Genomic DNA, 20,641 nt, shown 5'->3' on the forward strand with positions numbered 1-20,641 from the left:
GTTCGGAAAGAGTAAGACGCGCGCCGCTCAGCGCAAGGGCATGCGCGCGAAACGGCCCGGACCGGCGGCAGAGAGCGCGAGGCATCCGCCCGCGATGGCCCAGTTCTTCACGAAGATGGACATCTGCCAGGGATCGTCGGGCTTCAGGTGAAAGAGGCTGGTCGCGATGCAGTAAACCGCGAGCGAGGCCGCGACCGGACGGGTCCAGAGACCGAGGATCAGCGCGAGCGCCGCTGCGCCATTGTAGAGCGTCGCCGGCCAGATCAGCGCGGTCGGCAAAGCGCGCTCTTCGAGAAGCATCATCGCAGCACCGGGATCGGCGATCTTCTGAACGAAGCCTGCAAGGAAAAGCGCCGCGATCAGGCAGCGGCCAATCAGAAGAGCAAGATCGGGCATGTCGTCGGGGCCTTTCAAGTGGCAGCCGGCGCCAGGTTCGGCACGGCTCGCAGCGGTTAGCGCAATCAGTGGCAGATGGCCACAGGTTATCGCTAACATATTCACAATTCTCGATTTTTTCATTGCCCGGCCTGCAGAGCGGTGGCTATAGGACACCAAATTGCGACGAGGAGCGAAAGATGACGGTCACGGTAGGCATCAACGGGTTCGGGCGGATCGGACGCTGCACCCTCGCTCATATCGCGGAGAGCGCCCGGAACGACGTGCAGGTCGTGAAGATCAACGCCACGGGCCCTATCGAGACCTCCGCGCATCTTCTGCGCTACGACAGCGTGCATGGCCGCTTCCCCGGAGAGGTGCGCGTCTCGGGCGATACGATGGATCTCGGTCGCGGACCGATGCAGATGTTCTCGACATACGATCCGGCGGAACTCGACTGGGATGGCTGCGACGTCGTGCTGGAATGCACCGGCCAGTTCAATGACGGCGAGAAGGCCGGCGTTCACATGAGCCGCGGCGCGAAATCGGTGTTGATCTCGGCGCCCGCGAAGAACGTGCAGCGCACCGTGGTCTACGGCGTCAATCACCGCGAGCTGGAGGCCGGCGAGACGATGGTCTCGAACGGGTCCTGCACGACCAATTGCCTCGCTCCGCTCGCCAAGGTTCTCGACGAGGCGATCGGCATCGAGTCGGGCATCATGACCACGATCCATTCCTATACTGGCGATCAGCCAACGCTGGACCGCCGGCACAGTGACCTCTACCGCGCGCGGGCCGCGGCGATGGCGATGATCCCAACGTCAACAGGGGCGGCGAAGGCGCTTGGTGAAGTTCTTCCGAACCTCAAGGGACGCCTCGACGGCTCCGCGATCCGTGTGCCGACACCGAACGTCTCTGCCGTGGATCTGACCTTCGTGGCTAGCCGCGATGTCACCGCCGAGGATGTGAACGAAGTGGTGGCTGAAGCCGCGTCGGGCCGCATGGGCTCCGTCCTCGCCTACGATCCCGAGCCCAAGGTCTCGGTCGATTTCAACCACACGACGCAAAGCTCCATCTTCGCGCCGGACCAGACCAAGGTCACGGGCAAGCGCCTCGTCCGTGTTCTTGCCTGGTACGACAACGAATGGGGCTTCTCTGCGCGTATGGCCGATGTCGCCGCCGCGATGGGGCGTCTGCTGCACTGAGGCCCTGCCCCAGGAAGCTCGCGCGCAACAGGTCCGCCGGCCCCTCCGGCTGCTGGCGTGACAGCGCCGCTGCCCTCTGGCACATAGGAAGCCGAGCATCGCCGCACGGGAGCGCGCCGCCGACATGACCAATACGCTGGCTTTCGTCCTCGGCGGATTTCTGATCGCCGCGATCGCGATCGACATCGTCATGTTCGGCGATACGCACATGATCTTCCTCGGAAAGAAGTTCTTCGAACTGCTCGAATGGGTCGCCTTCTGGCGCTGAATTCCCTCCCGTCTTGACCGCTGCGCCGGGTGCGTCACCTTGACACTCGAGAGAGGCTTTGCTTGTTAGCGGTAACGGCAAGCACCGCTTTGCCTCGGCACCGCAAGAGACACGTTCCGCAAAGGAGATTTCCATGGCAGTCAAAGTCGCGATCAACGGCTTCGGACGGATCGGCCGCAACGTGCTGCGCGCGATCATCGAACAGAACCGCACGGAGATCGAGGTCGTCGCGATCAACGATCTCGGCCCGGTGGAGACCAACGCGCACCTGTTTCAGTACGACAGCGTGCATGGCCGGTTTCCCGGCGAGGTCAAAAGCGGGGATGACTGGATCGATGTGGGGCGTGGCCAGATCAAGGTCACCGCGATCCGCGACCCCAAGGAGCTGCCCTGGTCGGATGTCGACGTCGTGCTTGAATGCACGGGCATCTTCACGAGCCGTGAGAAAGCCGCGCAACACCTCGAGAACGGCGCGAGCCGCGTTCTCGTCTCCGCCCCCTGCTCGGAGGCGCACAAGACCATCGTCTATGGCGTGAACCACGCTTCGCTGACAGCGGACGATCTTGTCGTGTCGAACGCGTCCTGCACGACGAACTGCCTCTCGCCCGTTGCCAAGGTGCTGCACGAGGAGATCGGCATCACGCGCGGTTTCATGACGACGATCCACTCCTATACGGGCGATCAGCCGACGCTCGATACGATGCACAAGGATCTCTACCGGGCCCGCGCCGCGGCGCTCAACATGATCCCGACCTCAACCGGCGCGGCCAAGGCCGTCGGACTCGTCCTGCCGGATCTCAATGGCAAGCTCGACGGTGTGGCGATTCGCGTTCCGACGCCGAACGTCTCGGTCGTGGACCTGACCTTCGAGGCGGCGCGGGACACCAGCGTCGAAGAGATCAACGCGGCCATCACCAAGGCTGCTGGATCCGGCCCGCTCAAGGGCATCCTCGGGGTGACGGACCACAAGCTCGTCAGCCAGGACTTCAACCACGATTCGCATTCGTCGATCTTCGCGACGGACCAGACCAAGGTGATGGACGGCAATTTCGTCCGCGTCTTGAGCTGGTACGACAACGAATGGGGCTTCTCGAGCCGCATGGTCGACACCGCTATCGCGATGGGCAAGCTGATCTGAGACGCGCCGCGTCAAACGCATGAAGGGGCCGGTCCTGCGACAACGCGGGTCCGGTCTTTTTATTTCGGCCGGGTCGCGGCCAAGGCCGCCTCGTAGCCAAAATGCGCCGCCGGCAAAGCATGCGCGGTCACTTTGGGCGGTGCAGCGAAGGGAACCGCCGGCGTTTGAGGCGCGGGCGCGCTGGCCGCTGGCATGCGGGGGCTGCTCGGATTCACCGATTTCTGGGGCAAGGCCGCCGATTGAATGTTCATGAGGGTTCTCCTGGTTGCGTCGGCTTTGGATCATCCGCGCGCAAGGTGAAGAATTCCTCAATTTCACGCTTTTCATGCCATGCACTGCCTGCATGGCGGCTTGAGAATGCCCGAAGTTGTGCTGCGGCGCGGCATGACTAGGTTAGCGCCAACAGCAACGATCAAGCCGAAAGGAGCGCATCATGGCCTTCTTCAACACGCTCAACACCCGTTTTCGCCAGCACGCCGCCTACCGCCGGACGCGCCACGAACTCGAGTCCCTGCCCTTCGACGTCAAGGTCGATCTCGACCTCAATGGTCGCGAGCGCGATGTCGCGAAAGCCGCGATCTACGGCTGAGCCGAGCCGTATTTCTCCAACAGAGCCGCGCGCACATCGGGCGTGACGAATTTCGTGACGTCCCCGCCAAGCCGGGCGATCTCTTTCACGAGTTTGGACGCGATCGCCTGGTGCCGCGCCTCGGCCATCAGGAACACTGTCTCGACGCTCGAATCCAGGGCGCGGTTCATGCCGACCATCTGGAACTCGTACTCGAAATCCGCGACGGCCCTGAGCCCGCGCACGATAAGCTGCGCGCCGACATCACGGGCGCAATCGATCAGCAGGTTCTCGAAGGGATGAACGCAGATTTCGGTGCCCGTCTCTTCGGCCAGTGGCGCACAGGCGCGCTCGATCATGGCGACGCGTTCATCGAGATCGAAAAGCGGTCCCTTCCCGGAATTGATGGCGACCCCGATGACCAGCTTGTCGCAGAGCCGCGCTGCACGCAGAATGATATCGATATGGCCCAGGGTGACGGGGTCGAATGTCCCGGGATAAAGGGCTGTCCGCATCGGCATGTCGCCACCTCGCGCCTGACTTCGTTCCGCGCACGCAACAATATTGCGCCCGGCTTTGCAAGCAGGTCGCGGGGCGGCCCCTTCAGTAGCCCATGATCATGCCTTCGAGCGCATCCTTCTCCATCTCCACTTCCGAAAGGAGCGCCTTGACCGTATCGCCAAGGGTGATGACGCCGACGAGCTTGCCCTCCTCGACGACGGGCATGTGACGGAAGTGACCCGCGGTCATCCGGCCCAGAACGTCGCGCGCGCTGTCCGCTCGGGTGCAGGTCACGAGGTTCGTGGTCATGAAATCCGCGACCTTGCCGCCCATCGAGCCTGCGCCGCTCTTGCCGAGGACGCGCACGATGTCGCGTTCGGACAGGATGCCCTCCGCGCTGGTGCCGTCGCTGGAGACGATGACCGTACCGATGCCGCGCTCGGAGAGGATTTTCGCGGCCTCATCGAGCCGCGCCTCCGGGCTGATCGTCGTGACGCTGTCGTCCGACTTCGATTTCAGGATGTGCATCACCTGCATGAATGGTCCTCCTCAAGACACCCAGCCTATGTCCAAGCGTCGGAGAGCGTGACCGCTTCTGTCAAGCAAGACCTTCCAGCCGCTGCACTTCTTCGCGCATTCCCGACAGAAGCGCGACGGCGAACCGGTTAAGCCGTTCGAGCCTCCGGTCGTCCGCGTGCCGCACCAGGTAGAAGGACCGGACGAGCGATATCTCCTCGGTCAGAAGCCGCACCATGCGGGCGCCGGCTGCCGGCAAGGCGAAGTCGTGCAGGATGCCGATGCCGCTGCCGGAAGCGACCCAGCGGACCTGCACGGACGCCGAGTTGGAGGCAAGCTTCACCCGTTCGACGCCAAGCGCATCGAGATAGTCGAGTTCCTTGTCGAAGATCATGTCGGGAATGTAGCCGACGAGCGGATGCCCGGCGATATCGGCAAGGCTCGAAATGCCCGGACGCGAGCGCAGGTATGGACGCGAGGCGGCAAGATGGAGGCGATAATCGCAGATCTTCTGCACGGTCAGGCGACCCGCGCTTGGCGGCGAAACCGTGATCGCCATGTCCGCCTCGCGTTTCGAGAGGTTCACGACGCGCGGCAGCGCGACGATCTGCACCTCGAGGTCGGGATTGGCCTCGCAGATTCGACCGCAGACCTGCGGCAGCAGGTAATTCGCGCAGCCATCGGGCGCGCCGATCCGAATCTGGCCAGACAGCCCTTCTGTCCGCCCCGCCACGGTCTCGGACGCCGCCTGCATCGCCTGCTCGGCTTCCTCTGCATGCGACATGAGCCGTGTGCCTGCTTCGGTGAGCGCGTAGCCTTGCGGGCTTTTTGCGAAAAGCGGCGTGCCGAAATCCTCCTCGAGACGTGCGATGCGGCGCCCCACCGTGGCCGGGTCCATCCGGAGCTGACGTCCCGCTGCCGAAAGGCTCTCCCCACGCGCCGTCGCGATAAAGATCCGCATGTCATCCCAACTCTTCATTCGGACGCCCCTTCATGCCTGCAAAACCTTTTTGGACATCTGCCCCTGTCAGATGAAATTTTGCAAGGCTAAGGTAGGAGCAGCCAAGTTTCCGGAGAGTGAACAATGACCCAAGAGCTGACGCATTACATCGATGGCGCGCAGGTAAAGGGCGGCTCTGGCCGCTTCGCCGACGTCCTGAACCCCGCGACCGGCGAAGTCACGGGACGCGTGCCGCTGGCCACCAAGGCAGAGCTCGACGACGCCGTCGCCCGCGCCGCCGAAGCGCAGAAGGCCTGGGGCGCGACCAACCCGCAGCGCCGCGCGCGGGTGATGATGAAGTTCGGCCAGCTCATCAACGAGCATATGGACGAGCTGGCCGAGCTCGTCTCCCGCGAACACGGAAAGACCCTGCCCGACGGGCGCGGCGACGTGCAGCGCGGGCTTGAGGTCGTCGAGGTCTGCATGGGCGCGCCCTCGATGCTGAAGGGCGAATTCACCGATGATGGCGGACCGGGCATCGACCTTTATTCCATGCGCCAGCCGCTTGGCGTCGTCGCAGGCATCACGCCGTTCAACTTCCCGGCGATGATCCCGCTCTGGAAGATGGCCCCGGCGCTCGCCTGCGGCAATGCGATGATCCTCAAACCGTCCGAGCGCTGTCCGTCGACCTCGCTGCGCCTCGCGGAACTTCTGAAGGAAGCGGGCCTGCCGGATGGCGTCCTCCAGGTCGTCAACGGCGACAAGGACGTGGTGGACGCGATCCTCGACAACGAGACGGTCCAGGCTGTGGGCTTCGTCGGCTCCACGCCGATCGCGCAGTACATCTATGGCCGCGCGGCCAATAACGGCAAGCGCGCGCAATGCTTCGGCGGCGCGAAGAACCACATGATCATCATGCCCGATGCGGATATCGACAAGGCCGCCGATGCGCTTGTGGGCGCGGGCTTCGGCGCGGCGGGCGAGCGGTGCATGGCGATCTCGGTCGCGGTTCCCGTGGGCGAAGAGACCGCCGAGGCGCTGCGCGAGAAGCTGGTCCCGCGCATCGAGAAGCTGCGCGTCGGCCCCTACACATCCGGCGATGAGGTCGATTACGGCCCGGTCATCACCGCCGCGTCGAAAGAGCGGATTGAGAAGCTGATCGGCTCCGGCGTCGATCAGGGCGCGGAGCTTGTCGTCGACGGACGCGGCTTCCAGCTTCAGGGCTACGAGAACGGCTTCTTCGTCGGCCCGTCCTACTTCGACCATGTCAGCCCCGACATGGAGATCTACAAGGAAGAGATCTTCGGCCCCGTGCTGAGCCAGGTTCGCGCCGGCTCTTACGAAGAGGCGCTGAAGATCACGATGGACAATCCCTACGGCAACGGCACGGCGATCTTCACCGCCGATGGCGACACGGCGCGCGACTTCGCGCATCGCGTCAACGTGGGCATGGTCGGCATCAACTTCCCGATCCCGGTGCCCCTCAGCTACCACACGTTCGGCGGCTGGAAGAAATCGGCCTTCGGCGATCTCAACCAATACGGTCCCGACGCCTTCCGCTTCTACACCAAGACCAAGACCGTCACGGCGCGCTGGTTCTCGGGCATCAAGGAAGGCGGCGAGTTCAACTTCAAGGCCATGGACTGATCTTGTGCGTGGGGGCGGCACCTGGCGCGCCGCCCCCTCCTTTGGATTGGTGAAAATACCGCGGGGAGCGCGAGGGGCCGGCCCCTCGCTCCTCCGGCACCCACGCGCTATCTCTTGCGGCATGGGCACGCCTCTGCCACAGTAATTGAATAGGCGTTCATTTCCCGGAGGGAGGACCGGCATGGACTTCGCGCTCACCGAAGAGCAATCGGCGATCTTCGACATGGCCAAAGGCTTCGGCACAGACCGGATCGCCCCAAATGCCGCGCAATGGGAAAAGGACGGCACGATCCCGCGGGATCTTTGGCCGGAGGTCGGAGAGCTTGGCTTCGGCGGCATCTACGTCTCCGAAGAGGCGGGCGGCGCAGGGCTCTCGCGGCTCGACGGCACGCTGATCTTCGAGGCGCTGAGCCAGTCCTGCGCTTCCGTCGCAGCGTTCCTGTCGATCCACAACATGTGCTGCGCGATGATCGACAAGTTCGGCTCGGACGAGATGAAGGACCGCGTTCTCCCCGGCGCCCTGCCCATGCAGACGATCCTGTCCTATTGCCTGACCGAACCCGGATCGGGCTCGGACGCTGCCGCACTCAAGACCAAGGCCGATCGCACGAATGAAGGCTTCTCGCTCACGGGTACCAAGGCCTTCATCTCGGGTGGCGGCTATTCGGACGCTTACATCGTCATGGCGCGCACCGGCGATGGCGGCCCGCGCGGCATCTCCGCGATCCTCGTCGAGGATGGAACCGAGGGGCTGAGCTTCGGCGGGCTCGAGGACAAGATGGGCTGGCGCTCTCAGCCGACGCGGCAAGTGCAGATGGACGAGTGCCGCGTGCCAGCGGCGAATCTTCTGGGCGAAGAGGGCCACGGATTCAAATATGCGATGGCCGGGCTCGACGGCGGGCGGCTCAATATCGCGGCCTGCTCACTCGGTGCCGCGCAGGCGGCGCTCAATGCGACGCTCGCCTATATGGGCGAGCGCAAGGCGTTCGGACAAAGCATCGACCAGTTCCAGGCGCTTCAGTTCCGCATCGCGGATATGGAGATCGAGCTTGAGGCGGCGCGGACCTTCCTGCGTCAGGCCGCATGGGCGCTCGATGAAGGCCAGGCCGATGCGACCAAGCGCTGCGCGATGGCGAAGAAATTCGTCACCGAAGCGGGCAGCCGCATCGCCGATCAATGCCTGCAACTACATGGCGGCTACGGCTATCTTGCCGATTACGGGATCGAGAAGATCGTGCGCGACCTTCGGGTCCACCAGATCCTGGAAGGCACGAACGAGATCATGCGCCTCATCGTCGCGCGCAAGATGCTCGAGGCGCGGGCATGAGCGATATCCATATCCGCAAGGAAGGCCGCGCAGGCCGGATCACTCTGACCCGCCCGCAAGCGCTGAACGCGCTGAGCCACGCGATGTGCCTCGAAATCGAGCGCGCGCTTCTCGAGTGGCTCTCGGACGACGACGTCGCGCTCGTCCTGATCGACGCGGAGGGTGAGAAAGCCTTCTGCGCGGGCGGCGACATCGCCGCCATGTATCACGAGGGCCGCGCCGGTGAATACGAGGGCGCGCAGAAGTTCTGGCGTGACGAATACCGCCTGAACGCGATGCTCGCCGAATATCCCAAGCCGATCGTCTCGCTGGCGCAAGGCTTCGTGATGGGCGGCGGCGTCGGGCTTTCGGCGCATGTCTCGCACCGCGTCGTCGGAGAGACGACGCAGATCGCCATGCCCGAATGCGGTATTGGCCTTGTCCCTGATGTCGGCGGCTCGCTTCTCCTCGCGCAGGCGCCGGGCCGGCTTGGCGAATATCTCGGGCTCACGGGCGCACGTATGAAGGCGGGCGATGCGATCTATTGCGGGTTCGCGGATCACTTCGTGCCTGAGGCGAACTGGGACGCGCTCTCCGCACAACTCATCGCGACAGGCGACGCCGAGGCGGTCAAGAGCGCTGCCCAGCCTGCCCCGGACAGCCCGCTTGCCGCTGCTCAAGTCGACATCGACACGCTCTTTGCCGGCGAGAGCCTGGCTGAGATTCTGCGCCTCGTGCGCGAGAGTGATAGCGAGATTGCAGTGAGCGCAGGCAAAGTGTTGATGCGCGGTGCGCCGCTCTCCCTGGCGGTTACGCTGGAGCTTGTGCGAACCCAGAGGCAAGGCGCGGCCGATATTCGCCGCGCGCTGGGTCTCGAATACCGCGCGACGCATCGCTCGCTTGAATTCGGCGACTTTCTCGAAGGTGCGCGCGCGCAGGTCATCGACAAGGATCGCACGCCGCTCTGGCAGCATGCGCCGGGCAACGTTCCGGCCGAAGCGGTGACGCGGATGCTGCAACCGGTTCCGGGCATTGCCCTCGACTTCCACGACCTGACCCGCAAGGAGGAGACATCGTCATGAAGATCGGTTTCATCGGCCTGGGCAATATGGGCGCGCCCATGGCACAGAACCTGGCCCGCGGCGGCCATTCCGTGACGGGCTACGACACGGCGACGATCTCGCTGCAGGGCGTGGGCTCTGCCAGTAGCGCGACAGAAGCCGTAGACGGTGCCGAGGTCGTCGTCACCATGCTGCCCAACGGCGACATCCTCCGCCGCGTCGCTGCCGAAATCATCCCCGCGATGCAGAAAGGCGCGGTCTTCCTCGACTGCTCGACCGTCGATGTGGACAGCGCCCGCGCAGTGGCGGAGATGGCGCGCGACGCCGGACTTTTGCCGCTCGACGCGCCGGTATCGGGCGGGGTTGGCGGCGCCCAAGGCGGCACGCTGACCTTCATGGTCGGCGGCGACGAGGACGGGTTCGAGAAGGCCAAGCCCCTTTTCGACATCATGGGTCAGAAGGCGGTCCATTGCGGTGCGTCCGGCAACGGCCAGGCGGCAAAGATCTGCAACAACATGATCCTAGGGATCACCATGATCGGTACGTGCGAGGCCTTCGCTCTGGCCGACAAGCTCGGGCTCGACCGTCAGGCGATGTTCGACGTGGTCTCGACCTCGTCCGGTTCCAGCTGGTCGATGAACACCTATTGCCCCGCCCCCGGTGTCGGCCCCAAATCCCCCGCGGACAATGACTACAAGCCCGGCTTCGCGGCCGATCTCATGCTGAAGGATCTGCGCCTCTCCCAGGCCGCGGCAGAGACAGCGGATGCGGACACCCCGCTCGGCGCTGCCGCGATGGCGCTCTACGCGGCATTCGTGGAGGAGGAAGACGGCGCCGGGCGCGATTTCTCCGCCATGCTGCCTCGCTTTTCCGGACGCGGCCGCGGAAGCTGACCCCGCGTCATCACGAAAGCTTTTCTTCCCTGACACATTGGTGCTTCATACGCTCGACGGAATGCCTCGTTCAGTTCAGGAGTTTCCGATGAAGACCTTTGTAGTTGCCGCAGCCATTGCCGCCCTCGCGGTTCCGGCCGTCGCCCAGGAGTTCGACGGCCAGTTGAAAGCCCGCCAGGGCCAGTTCCGAATTCTCGCGATCAATCTTGGCATTCTCGGCGACATGGCCAAGGGAGAGACCGAATACGACGCGGAAGCGGCTCAAGCCTCGGCCGACTCGATTCACGCGGTCTCGATGATCAACCAGGGACCGCTCTGGCCCGAAGGCTCCAGCGAAGCCGACCTCGACGGCACCCGCGCCAAGGTCGAAATCTGGGAGAACTTCGACGATTTCGCCTCGAAATGGAGTGATCTCGCCGCGCCAGCGACGAACCTGCAGGAAGTCGCGGCAACGGGGCAAGAGGCACTCGGACCCGCGCTTGGCCAGCTCGGCAATGCCTGCTCGGCTTGCCACGATGAATATCGCGCCTCGGCGAACTGATCTCGGACATGCTCCGCAAAGCTCTTGCTCCGCTCGCGATCCTTCTTCTGATCGCGGGCGGAGCGCTCTGGCTCACACAGCCCGCCACGGTCGATGCTGCCGAGTACGACGATCTGACCGGTGATCCCGAGCGGGGCGAAACCGTATTCATCGCCGCCGGCTGCGCGTCGTGCCACTATGCGCCGGGCGCAGAAGACGAGGCGCGCCTGATCCTCTCGGGCGGTCAGTCCTTCGAGACCGAGTTCGGGACCTTCCGCGCGCCCAACATCTCGCCCTCACCGGAAGCTGGCATCGGTGACTGGACCCTGACGGAGTTCGCAAGCGCTGTAACGCTCGGCACCGCGCCAGACGGGAGCCATTACTATCCCGCTTTTCCATACACGGCCTATACGCGACTGGCCCCGCAGGACGTGGCCGATCTTTGGACGCACATGCAGACGCTACCCGCCAGCGACGCCGCGTCGGAGCCCCACGATCTGAGGTTTCCCTACTCGATCCGCGCCAGCCTCGGTGGCTGGAAAGCGCTCTACCTCAACGATGACTGGGTGATGCAAGACCCGGAGGACGAGACGCTCGAACGCGGACGTGAACTCGTCGAAGCGCTGGCCCATTGCGGTGAATGCCACACGCCGCGGGATGCGCTGGGCGGTCTCGATACGTCACGCTGGCTCTCCGGTGCGCCCAATCCGTCGGGCGACGGACAGATCCCCGGCATCTCACCTTCGGAGCTCGACTGGTCGGAAACCGATATCGCCTATTATCTCGAGACCGGGTTCACTCCAGATTACGACAGCGTCGGCGGACACATGGTGCCCGTGGTGAACAATTTTGCTCAACTGCCGGAAAGCGATCGTCAGGCCGTAGCGGCCTATCTCAAGGCGCTGCCTGCAAACTGACCTTGTCTCTTCGCGTTGGCCCGAATTCCTGAAAGAACGCGCGAGGGGCGACAAGCCCCTCGCTTTTGGCCTCAAGCGCGCGCCAGGCTCTTCTCGCGCGCGTCACGCAGCCGCGCGAAATCCTCGCCCGCATGGTAGGACGACCGGGTGAGCGGCGTCGCAGAGACCATCAGGAAACCCTTGCCCCAGGCCGCCTTCTCGTAGCTTTTGAACTCATCGGGCGTCACGAAGCGGTCGACCGCATGGTGCTTCGGCGTCGGCTGGAGATACTGGCCAATCGTGAGGAAATCGATATTGGCCGAGCGCATGTCGTCCATGACCTGGTGGACCTCCGCGCGGCCCTCGCCGAGTCCGACCATGATGCCAGACTTGGTAAAGATCGACGGGTCGATCTCCTTTACCCGCTGCAGGAGCCGCAGCGAATGGAAGTAGCGCGCGCCGGGACGGACCGAGGGATAAAGCGCCGGCACCGTCTCGAGATTGTGGTTGAAGACATCGGGTTTCGCCGCAACCACCGTTTCCAGCGCTTCGGGACCGCATTTCAGGAAGTCGGGCGTGAGTATCTCGATCGTCGTGTCCGGCGCGCGGTGACGCAGCGCACGGATCGTCTGGGCGAAATGTTCCGCGCCGCCATCGTCGAGATCGTCACGGTCGACGGAGGTAATGACCACGTGATTTAGACCGAGCTTCTGCACCGCGTCGGCGACGCGGCCCGGCTCGAACACGTCGAGCGCATCGGGGCGGCCCGTCGCGACGTTGCAGAAGGTGCATCCGCGCGTGCACACCTCGCCCATGATCATCATGGTCGCGTGCCCCGCCGACCAGCACTCGCCTACATTCGGGCAGCCGGCTTCTTCGCAGACGGTGGTCAGGTTGTTGTCGCGCATGATCCGGCGGGTCTCCGCGTAGCCTTGCCCACCGGGCGCGCGGACGCGGATCCAGTCGGGTTTCTTCGGCTGCGGATTGTCTGGCCGATGAGCCTTCTCGGGGTGACGCTCGCCAGGAATTTTCAGATCGCGCATCGGGGATGCCCCACAATTTCTTAAAGATTTGAGGGCAAACTATGCCTTGGCGGGCCGTTTTGCCAGTACCCCGTGCCACATAGCGGCCATGCGGCGCACCAGTTGCGTAACAAGTTCGGCCCGCAGCCCGTCAGCCGATGATCTTTGCATCCCGCCCCTCGCCCGTTGAGTAAAAGCTGTGGAGCCGTGCCAGTGCAATTCGCAGGACGACCTTGCCCGACCGCGCCGACCAACCGAGATGTTTCTCGATCGTTTCGATCCCTTCCAGCAGGCAGCAGCACCTGAGCGCCGCATCGCCGAGCCCCGGACCGAGGTAATGCAACGACGAGACGAGCCGTCGCCGGGCTGCCGCATGCCCTGCCCGACCGAGCTCCGGCGCTGCGGTCTCTTCGTCCTCTTCCAGAACTCGGAGCGCCGCGCGTGGCGAAAGCCCCGACAGTTCAAAATCCTCACGCATCCATATGCCTGCGCGCACCTGGTCCGGCGACAGGAAAAAGCTGCCATCCGGCATCCGCCGCCGGGCCAAAAGCGTGAGCGGACTTTCCGAGGAGGAAAAGCGGCGGCGTTGCCCGGATGCATCGGCGACGAAGGGCGAGGCGGCGGTCGACGCGAACCGCTCCCGCGCCGAGCCGGCGGCCTGCGCCAGAACCTGCCGTCCGGTGCTGGTGATCCGATAACGCGACACGCGCCCCGGCGCATTGCAGGAAATCCAGTTTCGCAGCGCCATCGCCTCGGCCATCACCGCATCGACAATCGCCGTGCGCGCACTGCCCCCGTCCGGCGTCTCCCGGACGACAACCGCCTTCTCCATGTCCTCTGCGACCGCGAGCACAGCGCCGGTCTCACCAAGTCGAGAAAGGATCTCGATCATGCGCTCTTCGGAGGTCGGGCCTGACCTGTCGGTCGCGCTCTTCGTTTCGAGATCCGGCATGGCCCCGAGACGGCGCAGCGCGGCATCGACCAGAGGATCGTCCCGTCGCGTCTCGACGCCCCGGACCTGGCGCAGGACCGTCGATGGATGCACGCCCGCCCTGCGCGCCAGCGCCCGAAGCGAAATGCCGCCCTCGGTATGGTCCAGATAATGCAGGGCGGCCTGTGGCACCCCTCCCGGAAAGCGGTAATTGGAGTCCGTCGCACTTGCACCCATATCGTGTTCCCCGATCTGCTGAGCTCGACGGCTGGCGATGCAACCCGTGCGAGCATGTTAACGAAACGTTAACATTGTAGTCACCGGACTGATTTTTGTTTCTTATTTGTAAACAATCGGAAACGGATCGCGCGGTACTCCATGCCTCAGCGCAACACCCGCTAGGGTTGTGTATGTACGCGAGATTTAATGAAGCGCGGACGAATCACCGCGTCCGTCGAAAGCTCGGACGAGAAAGCGCCGCGCGGGATCTCGGTCCCGCGCGGCGCTCTCATATCGATGTTGGCTCGATCACGGGCGTGAATGCGCCCGAAGGTAGGTTACCTCAGGAAAAGGCGTCGGACATCTCGCTCTTGCGCTTGCACACGAACTCATTGATCGCCTCGGACACAGCAACATCCATCGCAGGCGGCACGTAGCTGTCGAGTTTCCGGCGGACTTTCTCCGATGCGAGCGTCGCACTGTCACGCGCGCCCTCTTCATACCATGTCTCGAACGGCTTGTAGTCGAGCACTTCAGAGCGCCAGAACGACGTCTTGAAGTTCCGCTGGGTATGTCCGCAGCCGAGATAATGCCCACCCGGCCCAACTTCGCGGATCGCGTCCATCGCCTGGTGCTCGGCGTCGATGGACACTCCGCGCGCAAGCTGATGCAGCGCCCCGAGCTGATCCGCGTCGAGCACGAATTTCTCGTAAGAAGACACCAGCCCGCCTTCGAGCCAGCCGCAGGAATGCAGCATGAAGTTCACGCCGGACAGAAGGCCCATATTGAGCGAGTTCGCCGTCTCGTAGGCCGCCTGCGCGTCGGGCAGTTTCGAGCCGCAGAACGAGCCGGCCGAGCGGTAGGGCAACCCGAGACGCCGCGCGAGCTGCCCCGCGCCATAGGTGATTTGCGACGCTTCCGGTGTACCGAAGGTCGGTGCACCCGAGTTCATGTCGATCGAGGTCACGAAGGCCCCGAAGATCACCGGCGCGCCTTTGCGGACGAGCTGGGAATAGGCAACGCCCGCCAGAACCTCGGCCAGCACCTGCGTCAGCGTGCCGGCAACCGAAACCGGAGCCATCGCACCGCCCACGATGAACGGCGAGATGATCGCCGCTTGATTGTTGGCCGCGTAGACCTCCAGAGCGCCCATCATCACGTCGTCGAAGGTGAGCGGCGAGTTGATGTTGATGAGCGAGGTCATCACCGTGTTCTGATCGACAAAATCCGCACCGAAGAGTAGCTTGCACATCTCGACCGAGTCGACAGCGCGCGACGGATCGGTGACCGACCCCATGAACGGCTTGTCGGTCAGCGTCATATGCGCCTGGAGCATGTCGAGGTGACGCTTATTCACCGGGATGTCGGTCGGCTCGCAAACCGTGCCGCCCGAATGGTGCAGCCATTTGGACATATGGCCGAGCTTCACGAAATTGCGAAAGTCGTCCATTGTCGCGTAGCGGCGCCCCTTTTCCATGTCATGCACGAAGGGCGGGCCGTAGACCGGGGCCAGAACGAGGTTCTTCCCGCCGATTTCAACGCTCTTGTCGGGATTGCGTGCATGCTGGGTGAATTGCGACGGCGCGGTCTTGATGAGTTCGCGCGCAAGGCCGCGTGGAATGCGAACGCGCTCGCCCTGCACGTCCGCACCGGCGTCGCGCCAGCGCTGGAGGGCGGCCTCGTTGTTCACGAAGTTGACGCCGATTTCCTCGAGAACCGTCTCGGCATTGGTCTCGATAATGTCGAGCGCCTCGGCGTTCAGGATCTCGAGATTGGGGATGTTGCGTTCGATGAAGCGCGCCGTCTCGATGCTCACGGTCGATCGCTCCGCGCGCCGCGCGGCACCACCGCCTCCGGTCCGTCCACGCCTGCGGGTCGCTGCTTCGCTCATATCCCTTTTCTCCGATCTGATGCCGGTGCGGCCCTCGGGCCGCGTTCCTCGTGTTCTGGCTCACTACCGCAGCCAGCCCCCTGCGCCCTGTCCCGTTTCCGCCGCTACACACCCGAAAGCGACATGTTCGGAGCTGAATGCGCAGCTTCGGCCAGGCTCTCGGCCCTTGCGGAGACATGAGACGCGGCTTAATCGGTCCAAATGGAAGAACATGCCCGCCACCACGAGCGCCTGCTCATCATAGATTTCGGCAGCCAGGTTACGCAGCTTATCGCGCGTCGCCTGCGCGAGCTGAGCGTTTACTGTGAAATCCACCCATATCAGAACGTCACGGACGCTTTCCTCGACGAGTTTTCGCCGAAAGCGGTGATCTTTTCGGGCGGCCCGGATTCGGTGACGCGCGAAGGCTCGCCGCGCCCGCCGCGCAAGGTCTACGATCTCGGCGTGCCGATCCTCGGCATCTGCTACGGACAGCAGGTTATGATGCAGGATCTCGGCGGACGTGTCGTCGGCGGCGAAGGCACCTCGGAATTCGGTCGCGCCTGGGTCGAGCCCGCGCCGGACCGCATCGACCTGCTCAAGGGCTGGTTCATGGACGGTGCGGGCCGCGAGCAAGTCTGGATGAGCCACGGCGATCATGTCGCCGAGCTGGCCCCGGGGTTCGCCGTCTACGGCACCTCGCCCGGCGCGCCATTCGCGATCACCGCCGACCTCGAACGCCGGTTCTACGCGGTGCAGTTCCACCCAGAGGTGCACCACACCCCCAATGGCAAAACGCTCTACGCGAACTTCGTACGTGACGCCGGGTTTGCGGGCGACTGGACGATGGGTGCCTATCGCGAGGAAGCGGTTCAGAAGATTCGCGACCAGGTCGGCGACCGCAAGGTGATCTGCGCGCTTTCGGGCGGCGTCGACAGCTCCGTCGCCGCGGCCCTCCTGCACGAGGCCATCGGCGACCAGCTCACCTGCGTCTTCGTAGATCACGGCCTCCTGCGTCTCAACGAGGCCGAGGAAGTCGTCGGCATGTTCCGCGACCACATGAACCTCCAGGTGATCCACGCGCAGGAGCAGGATCTCTTCCTCGGAGAACTCGAGGGCGTCTCCGACCCCGAGCAGAAGCGCAAGATCATCGGGCGTCTCTTCATCGACGTCTTCCAGAAGCACGCCAACGACATCGAGGGCGCCGAGTTCCTGGCCCAGGGCACGCTCTACCCCGATGTGATCGAGAGCGTGAGTTTCTCGGGCGGCCCCTCGGTCACGATCAAATCGCACCACAATGTCGGCGGTTTGCCCGAAAAAATGGGTCTGAAACTGGTCGAGCCGCTGCGCGAGCTCTTCAAGGACGAGGTACGTGCCCTTGGCCGCGAGCTCGGCTTGCCCGACAGCTTCATCGGCCGTCATCCCTTCCCCGGCCCCGGTCTCGCGATCCGCTGCCCCGGCGAGATCACCGCCGACAAGCTCGAGATCCTGCGCAAGGCTGATGCGGTCTATATCGACCAGATCCGCAAGCACGCGCTCTACGACGAGATCTGGCAAGCCTTCGTCGCGATCCTGCCTGTCCGCACGGTGGGCGTCATGGGCGACGGGCGAACCTACGATTATGCCTGCGCGCTCCGCGCCGTGACGAGCGTCGACGGCATGACGGCGGATTATTATCCGTTCAGTCACGACTTCCTGGGCGAGACCGCCACGCGCATCATCAACGAGGTCAAGGGTATCAACCGGGTCACCTACGATGTGACCTCGAAACCGCCCGGAACCATCGAGTGGGAGTGAGGCCGCCATGCCGAACTCCCCGTTGCGCCAACTGAAAGAGACCGATTTCCTTGCCAAGGGATCGGAGCGTCACGTATTTGCGCTCGACGACAGCGGCCGGGTTCTGGTGAAGGTCATGCGGTCGAAATACCTGCGGAAAATCCGCATGGTCGACGACCGGTCCTTCTTCGGATGGCTCAAGATCCGCCGCGCCTACGCGCTGTTTCGCCGGGAACAGAAAGCGTTGAGTGACGTGATGCTGCGCGCCGCGATCCGAGAGGATATGCCGCCGGTTCTGTCCTTTCGGGGATATATCCTGACCGAGAAAGGCCTGGGTCAGGTCGTCGAGACGATCCGGGACGCCGAGGGCAAAGTCGCGCCCAGTCTTTACGGACAGCTTCAGGCGGGCCCCTTGTTCCCTGCGCAGATCGACGCTCTCAACGAGTTTGCCGCGCGTATCTACGATTGGCACGTCGTTGCTCACGATCTCGGGCCAAAAAACATTGTCTGGAATGCCGAGGACGGACGCTACGTCCTCGTCGACGGCTTCGGCGACCGCTCGATCATTCCGCTCAAGACGTGGAACCGGCGGTTGAACAATCGCCGGCTCGACCGGGCGTTTCGGGAAATGGCGGAGACCTCCGGGCTGGACTGGGATCGCGCCGAACGGAGGTTCCGGCATGGCTGAGAATGCGCCCGCCGCACCCATGATGAACGACACCCTCCGCGCCACGCTCTGGATGACGGGCGCGATCGCCTCGTTCATCTCGATGGCGATTGCCGGACGGGAAGTCAGCTTCGAACTCGACACGTTCGAAATCATGCTCTTCCGGTCGCTGATCGGGATCGGCATCGTCTTGGCGCTGTCGTCGCTGACCGGGCGCCGCCGCGAGATCCGCGCGCAACGGATGGGGCTGCATCTTATCCGCAATATCAGTCACTTCACGGGCCAAAACCTGTGGTTCTATGCGATCACGGTGATCCCGCTCGCCCAGGTCTTCGCGCTGGAATTCACCTCGCCGATCTGGGTGATGTTGCTCTCGCCGCTTGTGCTCGGAGAGAAGTTGACGAAAACCCGCGGCATCGCGGCTCTGGCGGGTTTCCTCGGCGTCCTGATCGTCACGCGTCCCTCTCCAGAAACCTTCGATTGGGGGCTTGTGGCCGCGGCGGGCGCGGCAGCCGGATTCGCAGGCTCCGCTGTTTTCACGCGTCGCCTGACGCGCACCGAGAGTATCGTGTCGATCCTTTTCTGGCTGACGGTCATGCAGGCAGCCCTTGGCGTTCTCTGCGCCGGTTTCGATGGTGACATCGCCCTACCCTCTGCGGAAAGCTGGCCCTGGGTGGCGCTGATCGCGATGGCGGGCCTCGTTGCGCATTACTGCCTGACGACCGCGCTGAGCCTCGCCCCGGCCACCGTCGTCATGCCGATCGACTTCACGCGCCTGCCGCTCATCGCGCTGGTGGGCTGGCTTCTTTACTCCGAAGTCCTCGATCCGTTCGTGCTCGCGGGTGCCGCCGTGATCTTCGCGGCGAATTACTACAACATCTGGTCCGAGACCCGCCGAAAGCCCGTTCCCGCCCTGTGACAGAATAGTGACGTTACGGCGCTCTGCGTCAGCCTGACGCGGGGTCAGATTTGCCGCGATTCCCTCCCGGGTTGTAGCGTGAGCACAGGAGGAGTCTCCGAAGGGATGAGGAACACCATGAAATATGCACTTTTGAGCGCGTCCGCGCTGGCCATTTCGGCAGCGTCGGCACATGCCGCGGGGCTCGACCGCTCGGGTCAGTCGATCGCACCGATTTTTGCAACTGACAACACGGCCAGCCTGAGCTTCGGCTACGTGATGCCGAGCCTGACGGGTGAAGATATCGGTGGCCCCGGCGATTATGATGACAGCGTCGGCGAGAACTATTCGGTAATCGGTTTGAGCTATACCAATGCGGTGAACTCGGCCTTCAACTACTCGGTCATTCTCGATCAGCCTTACGGCGTCGATATCGATTACGGCGCTGATCCGACTGCGTCGAACCTCGGCGGGACCGCCGCCGATCTCGACAGCAACGCGGTCACGTTTGTCGGTCGGTATCGGTTTAACGAGAACTTCAGTGTGTTCGCAGGTATCAAGGCGCAGCGGGTTGAGGCTGACGTCGATCTGAACGGTATTGCTTATCGAAATGCGCTTTCAGTGGCGGCGGTTGCTGAAGGTGCCGGCGTTTCGTCTGAAACGCTCGGCGCAGCGCTCCAGGGCGACCCGGCATCGGTGGCAGAGCTCGGTGGTCTCACAACGGTGCAAGCGCTCGGGGCGCAAGTTAGCACCCAGTCCGCCAACTTCGCGATCAATGACGGCTACAAATTCCGCATGGATCAGGACACGCAGCCCGGCTACCTGATCGGTGCCGCCTATGAACGTCCGGATATCGCCCTGCGTATTGCCGGCACATATCATTTCGAAATCGAGCATGAGGCTGATATTACCGAAGAGGTTTTCGGCGCAAGCTTCGACAGCGATATTGACTATGTCACGCCGGCATCATTCAATTTGGAGTTCCAAACCGGTATCGCACCGGGCACGCTTCTCCTCGGAAGCTATCGTTGGACTCAGTTTTCCGAAGTTGACTTGGTTCCAGAAGAACTCGGCCGCGACCTCGTGAACCTCGAAGATGGTCACCGCTACACGCTCGGCCTTGGCCGCGCCTTCTCCGAAGAGCTCTCGGGCTCGGCGACGATCATCTATGAGCCGAAGGGCGACGATCTCGTCTCGCCGCTCGGGCCGACGAACGGTCTTTGGGGGCTCTCCGTCGGTGGACGCTACACCAACGGCAACATGAACATCTCCGGCGGTCTGAACTACTCCTGGGTCGGCGATGCGGACGCGGAAGTGGGCGGCAACGCTGTTGCGAGCTTCGAAGACAACCACGCCGTCGGCATCGGCCTGCGCGCAGAAGTGACCTTCTAAGCGCGGCTCGCTTGAGAGACTTGACGCCCGGC

At 63.7% G+C, this 20,641-nt stretch carries 21 protein-coding genes; 14 read left to right on the forward strand and 7 right to left on the reverse strand.

Features of this window, described 5'->3' with window-relative positions; translation table 11 throughout:
* Nucleotides 1–27 precede the first annotated feature (27 nt).
* Nucleotides 28–396 carry a DoxX family protein gene (locus tag FIU91_RS09690; protein WP_152462297.1) on the reverse strand — a complete coding sequence of 123 codons (369 nt, stop codon included), beginning with the start codon at nt 394–396 and terminating at the stop codon, nt 28–30.
* Nucleotides 397–575: 179 nt separating this feature from the next.
* Between FIU91_RS09690 and gap (FIU91_RS09695) the strand changes: the two genes are divergently transcribed.
* From gap (FIU91_RS09695) to FIU91_RS19425, 4 genes are all read left to right on the forward strand, one after another.
* The gene (gap, locus tag FIU91_RS09695; RefSeq protein WP_152462298.1) at nt 576–1,580 is read left to right on the forward strand and encodes a type I glyceraldehyde-3-phosphate dehydrogenase; all 1,005 of its coding nucleotides are present in this window, start codon (nt 576–578) and stop codon (nt 1,578–1,580) included.
* Nucleotides 1,581–1,704: 124 nt separating this feature from the next.
* Complete coding sequence (locus FIU91_RS19420; protein ID WP_172974981.1) at nt 1,705–1,848, forward strand: hypothetical protein; 144 nt, start codon at nt 1,705–1,707, stop codon at nt 1,846–1,848.
* 133 nt (nt 1,849–1,981) lie between these two features.
* Nucleotides 1,982–2,986, forward strand: coding sequence for a type I glyceraldehyde-3-phosphate dehydrogenase (gene gap / locus FIU91_RS09700; protein ID WP_093013126.1), 1,005 nt, complete (start codon nt 1,982–1,984; stop codon nt 2,984–2,986).
* A gap of 433 nt (nt 2,987–3,419) precedes the next feature.
* Nucleotides 3,420–3,575, forward strand: coding sequence for a hypothetical protein (locus FIU91_RS19425; RefSeq protein WP_172974982.1), 156 nt, complete (start codon nt 3,420–3,422; stop codon nt 3,573–3,575).
* Here the strand turns inward: FIU91_RS19425 and coaD are convergent.
* The 3 genes from coaD to FIU91_RS09715 form a co-directional block, all read right to left on the reverse strand.
* The gene (gene coaD, locus FIU91_RS09705) at nt 3,566–4,069 is read right to left on the reverse strand and encodes a pantetheine-phosphate adenylyltransferase (protein ID WP_152463703.1); all 504 of its coding nucleotides are present in this window, start codon (nt 4,067–4,069) and stop codon (nt 3,566–3,568) included. The two genes, FIU91_RS19425 and coaD, sit on opposite strands and share 10 nt — an antisense overlap.
* A gap of 88 nt (nt 4,070–4,157) precedes the next feature.
* Nucleotides 4,158–4,592 carry a CBS domain-containing protein gene (locus tag FIU91_RS09710; RefSeq protein ID WP_093013132.1) on the reverse strand — a complete coding sequence of 145 codons (435 nt, stop codon included), beginning with the start codon at nt 4,590–4,592 and terminating at the stop codon, nt 4,158–4,160.
* A 61-nt stretch (nt 4,593–4,653) separates the two neighbouring features.
* Entirely contained in the window at nt 4,654–5,550 is an 897-nt protein-coding gene (locus tag FIU91_RS09715; RefSeq protein WP_152462299.1) for a LysR family transcriptional regulator, read from the reverse strand.
* Between the two features lie 105 nt (nt 5,551–5,655).
* On the opposite strand from FIU91_RS09715, the gene FIU91_RS09720 reads away from it, so the two are divergent.
* The 6 genes from FIU91_RS09720 (at nt 5,656) to FIU91_RS09745 (ending at nt 11,855) form a co-directional block, all read left to right on the forward strand.
* Nucleotides 5,656–7,158: a CoA-acylating methylmalonate-semialdehyde dehydrogenase gene (locus tag FIU91_RS09720; RefSeq protein WP_093013138.1), complete on the forward strand. Its 1,503-nt coding sequence runs from the start codon at nt 5,656–5,658 to the stop codon at nt 7,156–7,158.
* 181 nt (nt 7,159–7,339) lie between these two features.
* Nucleotides 7,340–8,485 carry an acyl-CoA dehydrogenase family protein gene (locus FIU91_RS09725; RefSeq protein ID WP_152462300.1) on the forward strand — a complete coding sequence of 382 codons (1,146 nt, stop codon included), beginning with the start codon at nt 7,340–7,342 and terminating at the stop codon, nt 8,483–8,485.
* Nucleotides 8,482–9,546 carry an enoyl-CoA hydratase/isomerase family protein gene (locus FIU91_RS09730; protein WP_152462301.1) on the forward strand — a complete coding sequence of 355 codons (1,065 nt, stop codon included), beginning with the start codon at nt 8,482–8,484 and terminating at the stop codon, nt 9,544–9,546. Before FIU91_RS09725 ends, FIU91_RS09730 begins: the two co-directional genes overlap by 4 nt.
* A complete protein-coding gene (gene mmsB / locus FIU91_RS09735; protein ID WP_152462302.1) occupies nt 9,543–10,418 on the forward strand; it encodes a 3-hydroxyisobutyrate dehydrogenase in 876 nt (291 codons plus the stop codon). The genes FIU91_RS09730 and mmsB overlap by 4 nt, the downstream gene beginning before the upstream one ends.
* Nucleotides 10,419–10,506: 88 nt before the next feature.
* Nucleotides 10,507–10,959: a cytochrome c gene (locus FIU91_RS09740; RefSeq protein WP_152462303.1), complete on the forward strand. Its 453-nt coding sequence runs from the start codon at nt 10,507–10,509 to the stop codon at nt 10,957–10,959.
* An 8-nt stretch (nt 10,960–10,967) separates the two neighbouring features.
* Nucleotides 10,968–11,855: a cytochrome c gene (locus FIU91_RS09745; protein WP_152462304.1), complete on the forward strand. Its 888-nt coding sequence runs from the start codon at nt 10,968–10,970 to the stop codon at nt 11,853–11,855.
* 71 nt (nt 11,856–11,926) lie between these two features.
* Here FIU91_RS09745 and lipA read toward each other — a convergent pair whose 3' ends face one another.
* From lipA to FIU91_RS09760, 3 genes are all read right to left on the reverse strand, one after another.
* Nucleotides 11,927–12,877 (reverse strand): lipoyl synthase, encoded by a 951-nt coding sequence (gene lipA / locus FIU91_RS09750; protein WP_152462305.1) that lies wholly within the window; start codon nt 12,875–12,877, stop codon nt 11,927–11,929.
* Between the two features lie 130 nt (nt 12,878–13,007).
* Nucleotides 13,008–14,024: a DUF6456 domain-containing protein gene (locus FIU91_RS09755; RefSeq protein ID WP_152462306.1), complete on the reverse strand. Its 1,017-nt coding sequence runs from the start codon at nt 14,022–14,024 to the stop codon at nt 13,008–13,010.
* A 325-nt stretch (nt 14,025–14,349) separates the two neighbouring features.
* The gene (locus FIU91_RS09760; RefSeq protein WP_152462307.1) at nt 14,350–15,897 is read right to left on the reverse strand and encodes a trimethylamine methyltransferase family protein; all 1,548 of its coding nucleotides are present in this window, start codon (nt 15,895–15,897) and stop codon (nt 14,350–14,352) included.
* Nucleotides 15,898–16,098: 201 nt separating this feature from the next.
* On the opposite strand from FIU91_RS09760, the gene guaA reads away from it, so the two are divergent.
* From guaA to FIU91_RS09780, 4 genes are all read left to right on the forward strand, one after another.
* Nucleotides 16,099–17,673, forward strand: coding sequence for a glutamine-hydrolyzing GMP synthase (guaA, locus tag FIU91_RS09765; protein ID WP_152462308.1), 1,575 nt, complete (start codon nt 16,099–16,101; stop codon nt 17,671–17,673).
* A gap of 7 nt (nt 17,674–17,680) precedes the next feature.
* Entirely contained in the window at nt 17,681–18,340 is a 660-nt protein-coding gene (locus FIU91_RS09770; RefSeq protein WP_152462309.1) for a YrbL family protein, read from the forward strand.
* Nucleotides 18,341–18,362: 22 nt separating this feature from the next.
* Complete coding sequence (locus FIU91_RS09775; RefSeq protein WP_152463704.1) at nt 18,363–19,238, forward strand: DMT family transporter; 876 nt, start codon at nt 18,363–18,365, stop codon at nt 19,236–19,238.
* Between the two features lie 117 nt (nt 19,239–19,355).
* Entirely contained in the window at nt 19,356–20,609 is a 1,254-nt protein-coding gene (locus tag FIU91_RS09780) for an outer membrane protein transport protein (RefSeq protein ID WP_172974983.1), read from the forward strand.
* Nucleotides 20,610–20,641 lie beyond the last annotated feature (32 nt).

This window comes from Roseivivax sp. THAF30, from assembly GCF_009363575.1.
Lineage (GTDB): Bacteria > Pseudomonadota > Alphaproteobacteria > Rhodobacterales > Rhodobacteraceae > Roseivivax > Roseivivax halotolerans.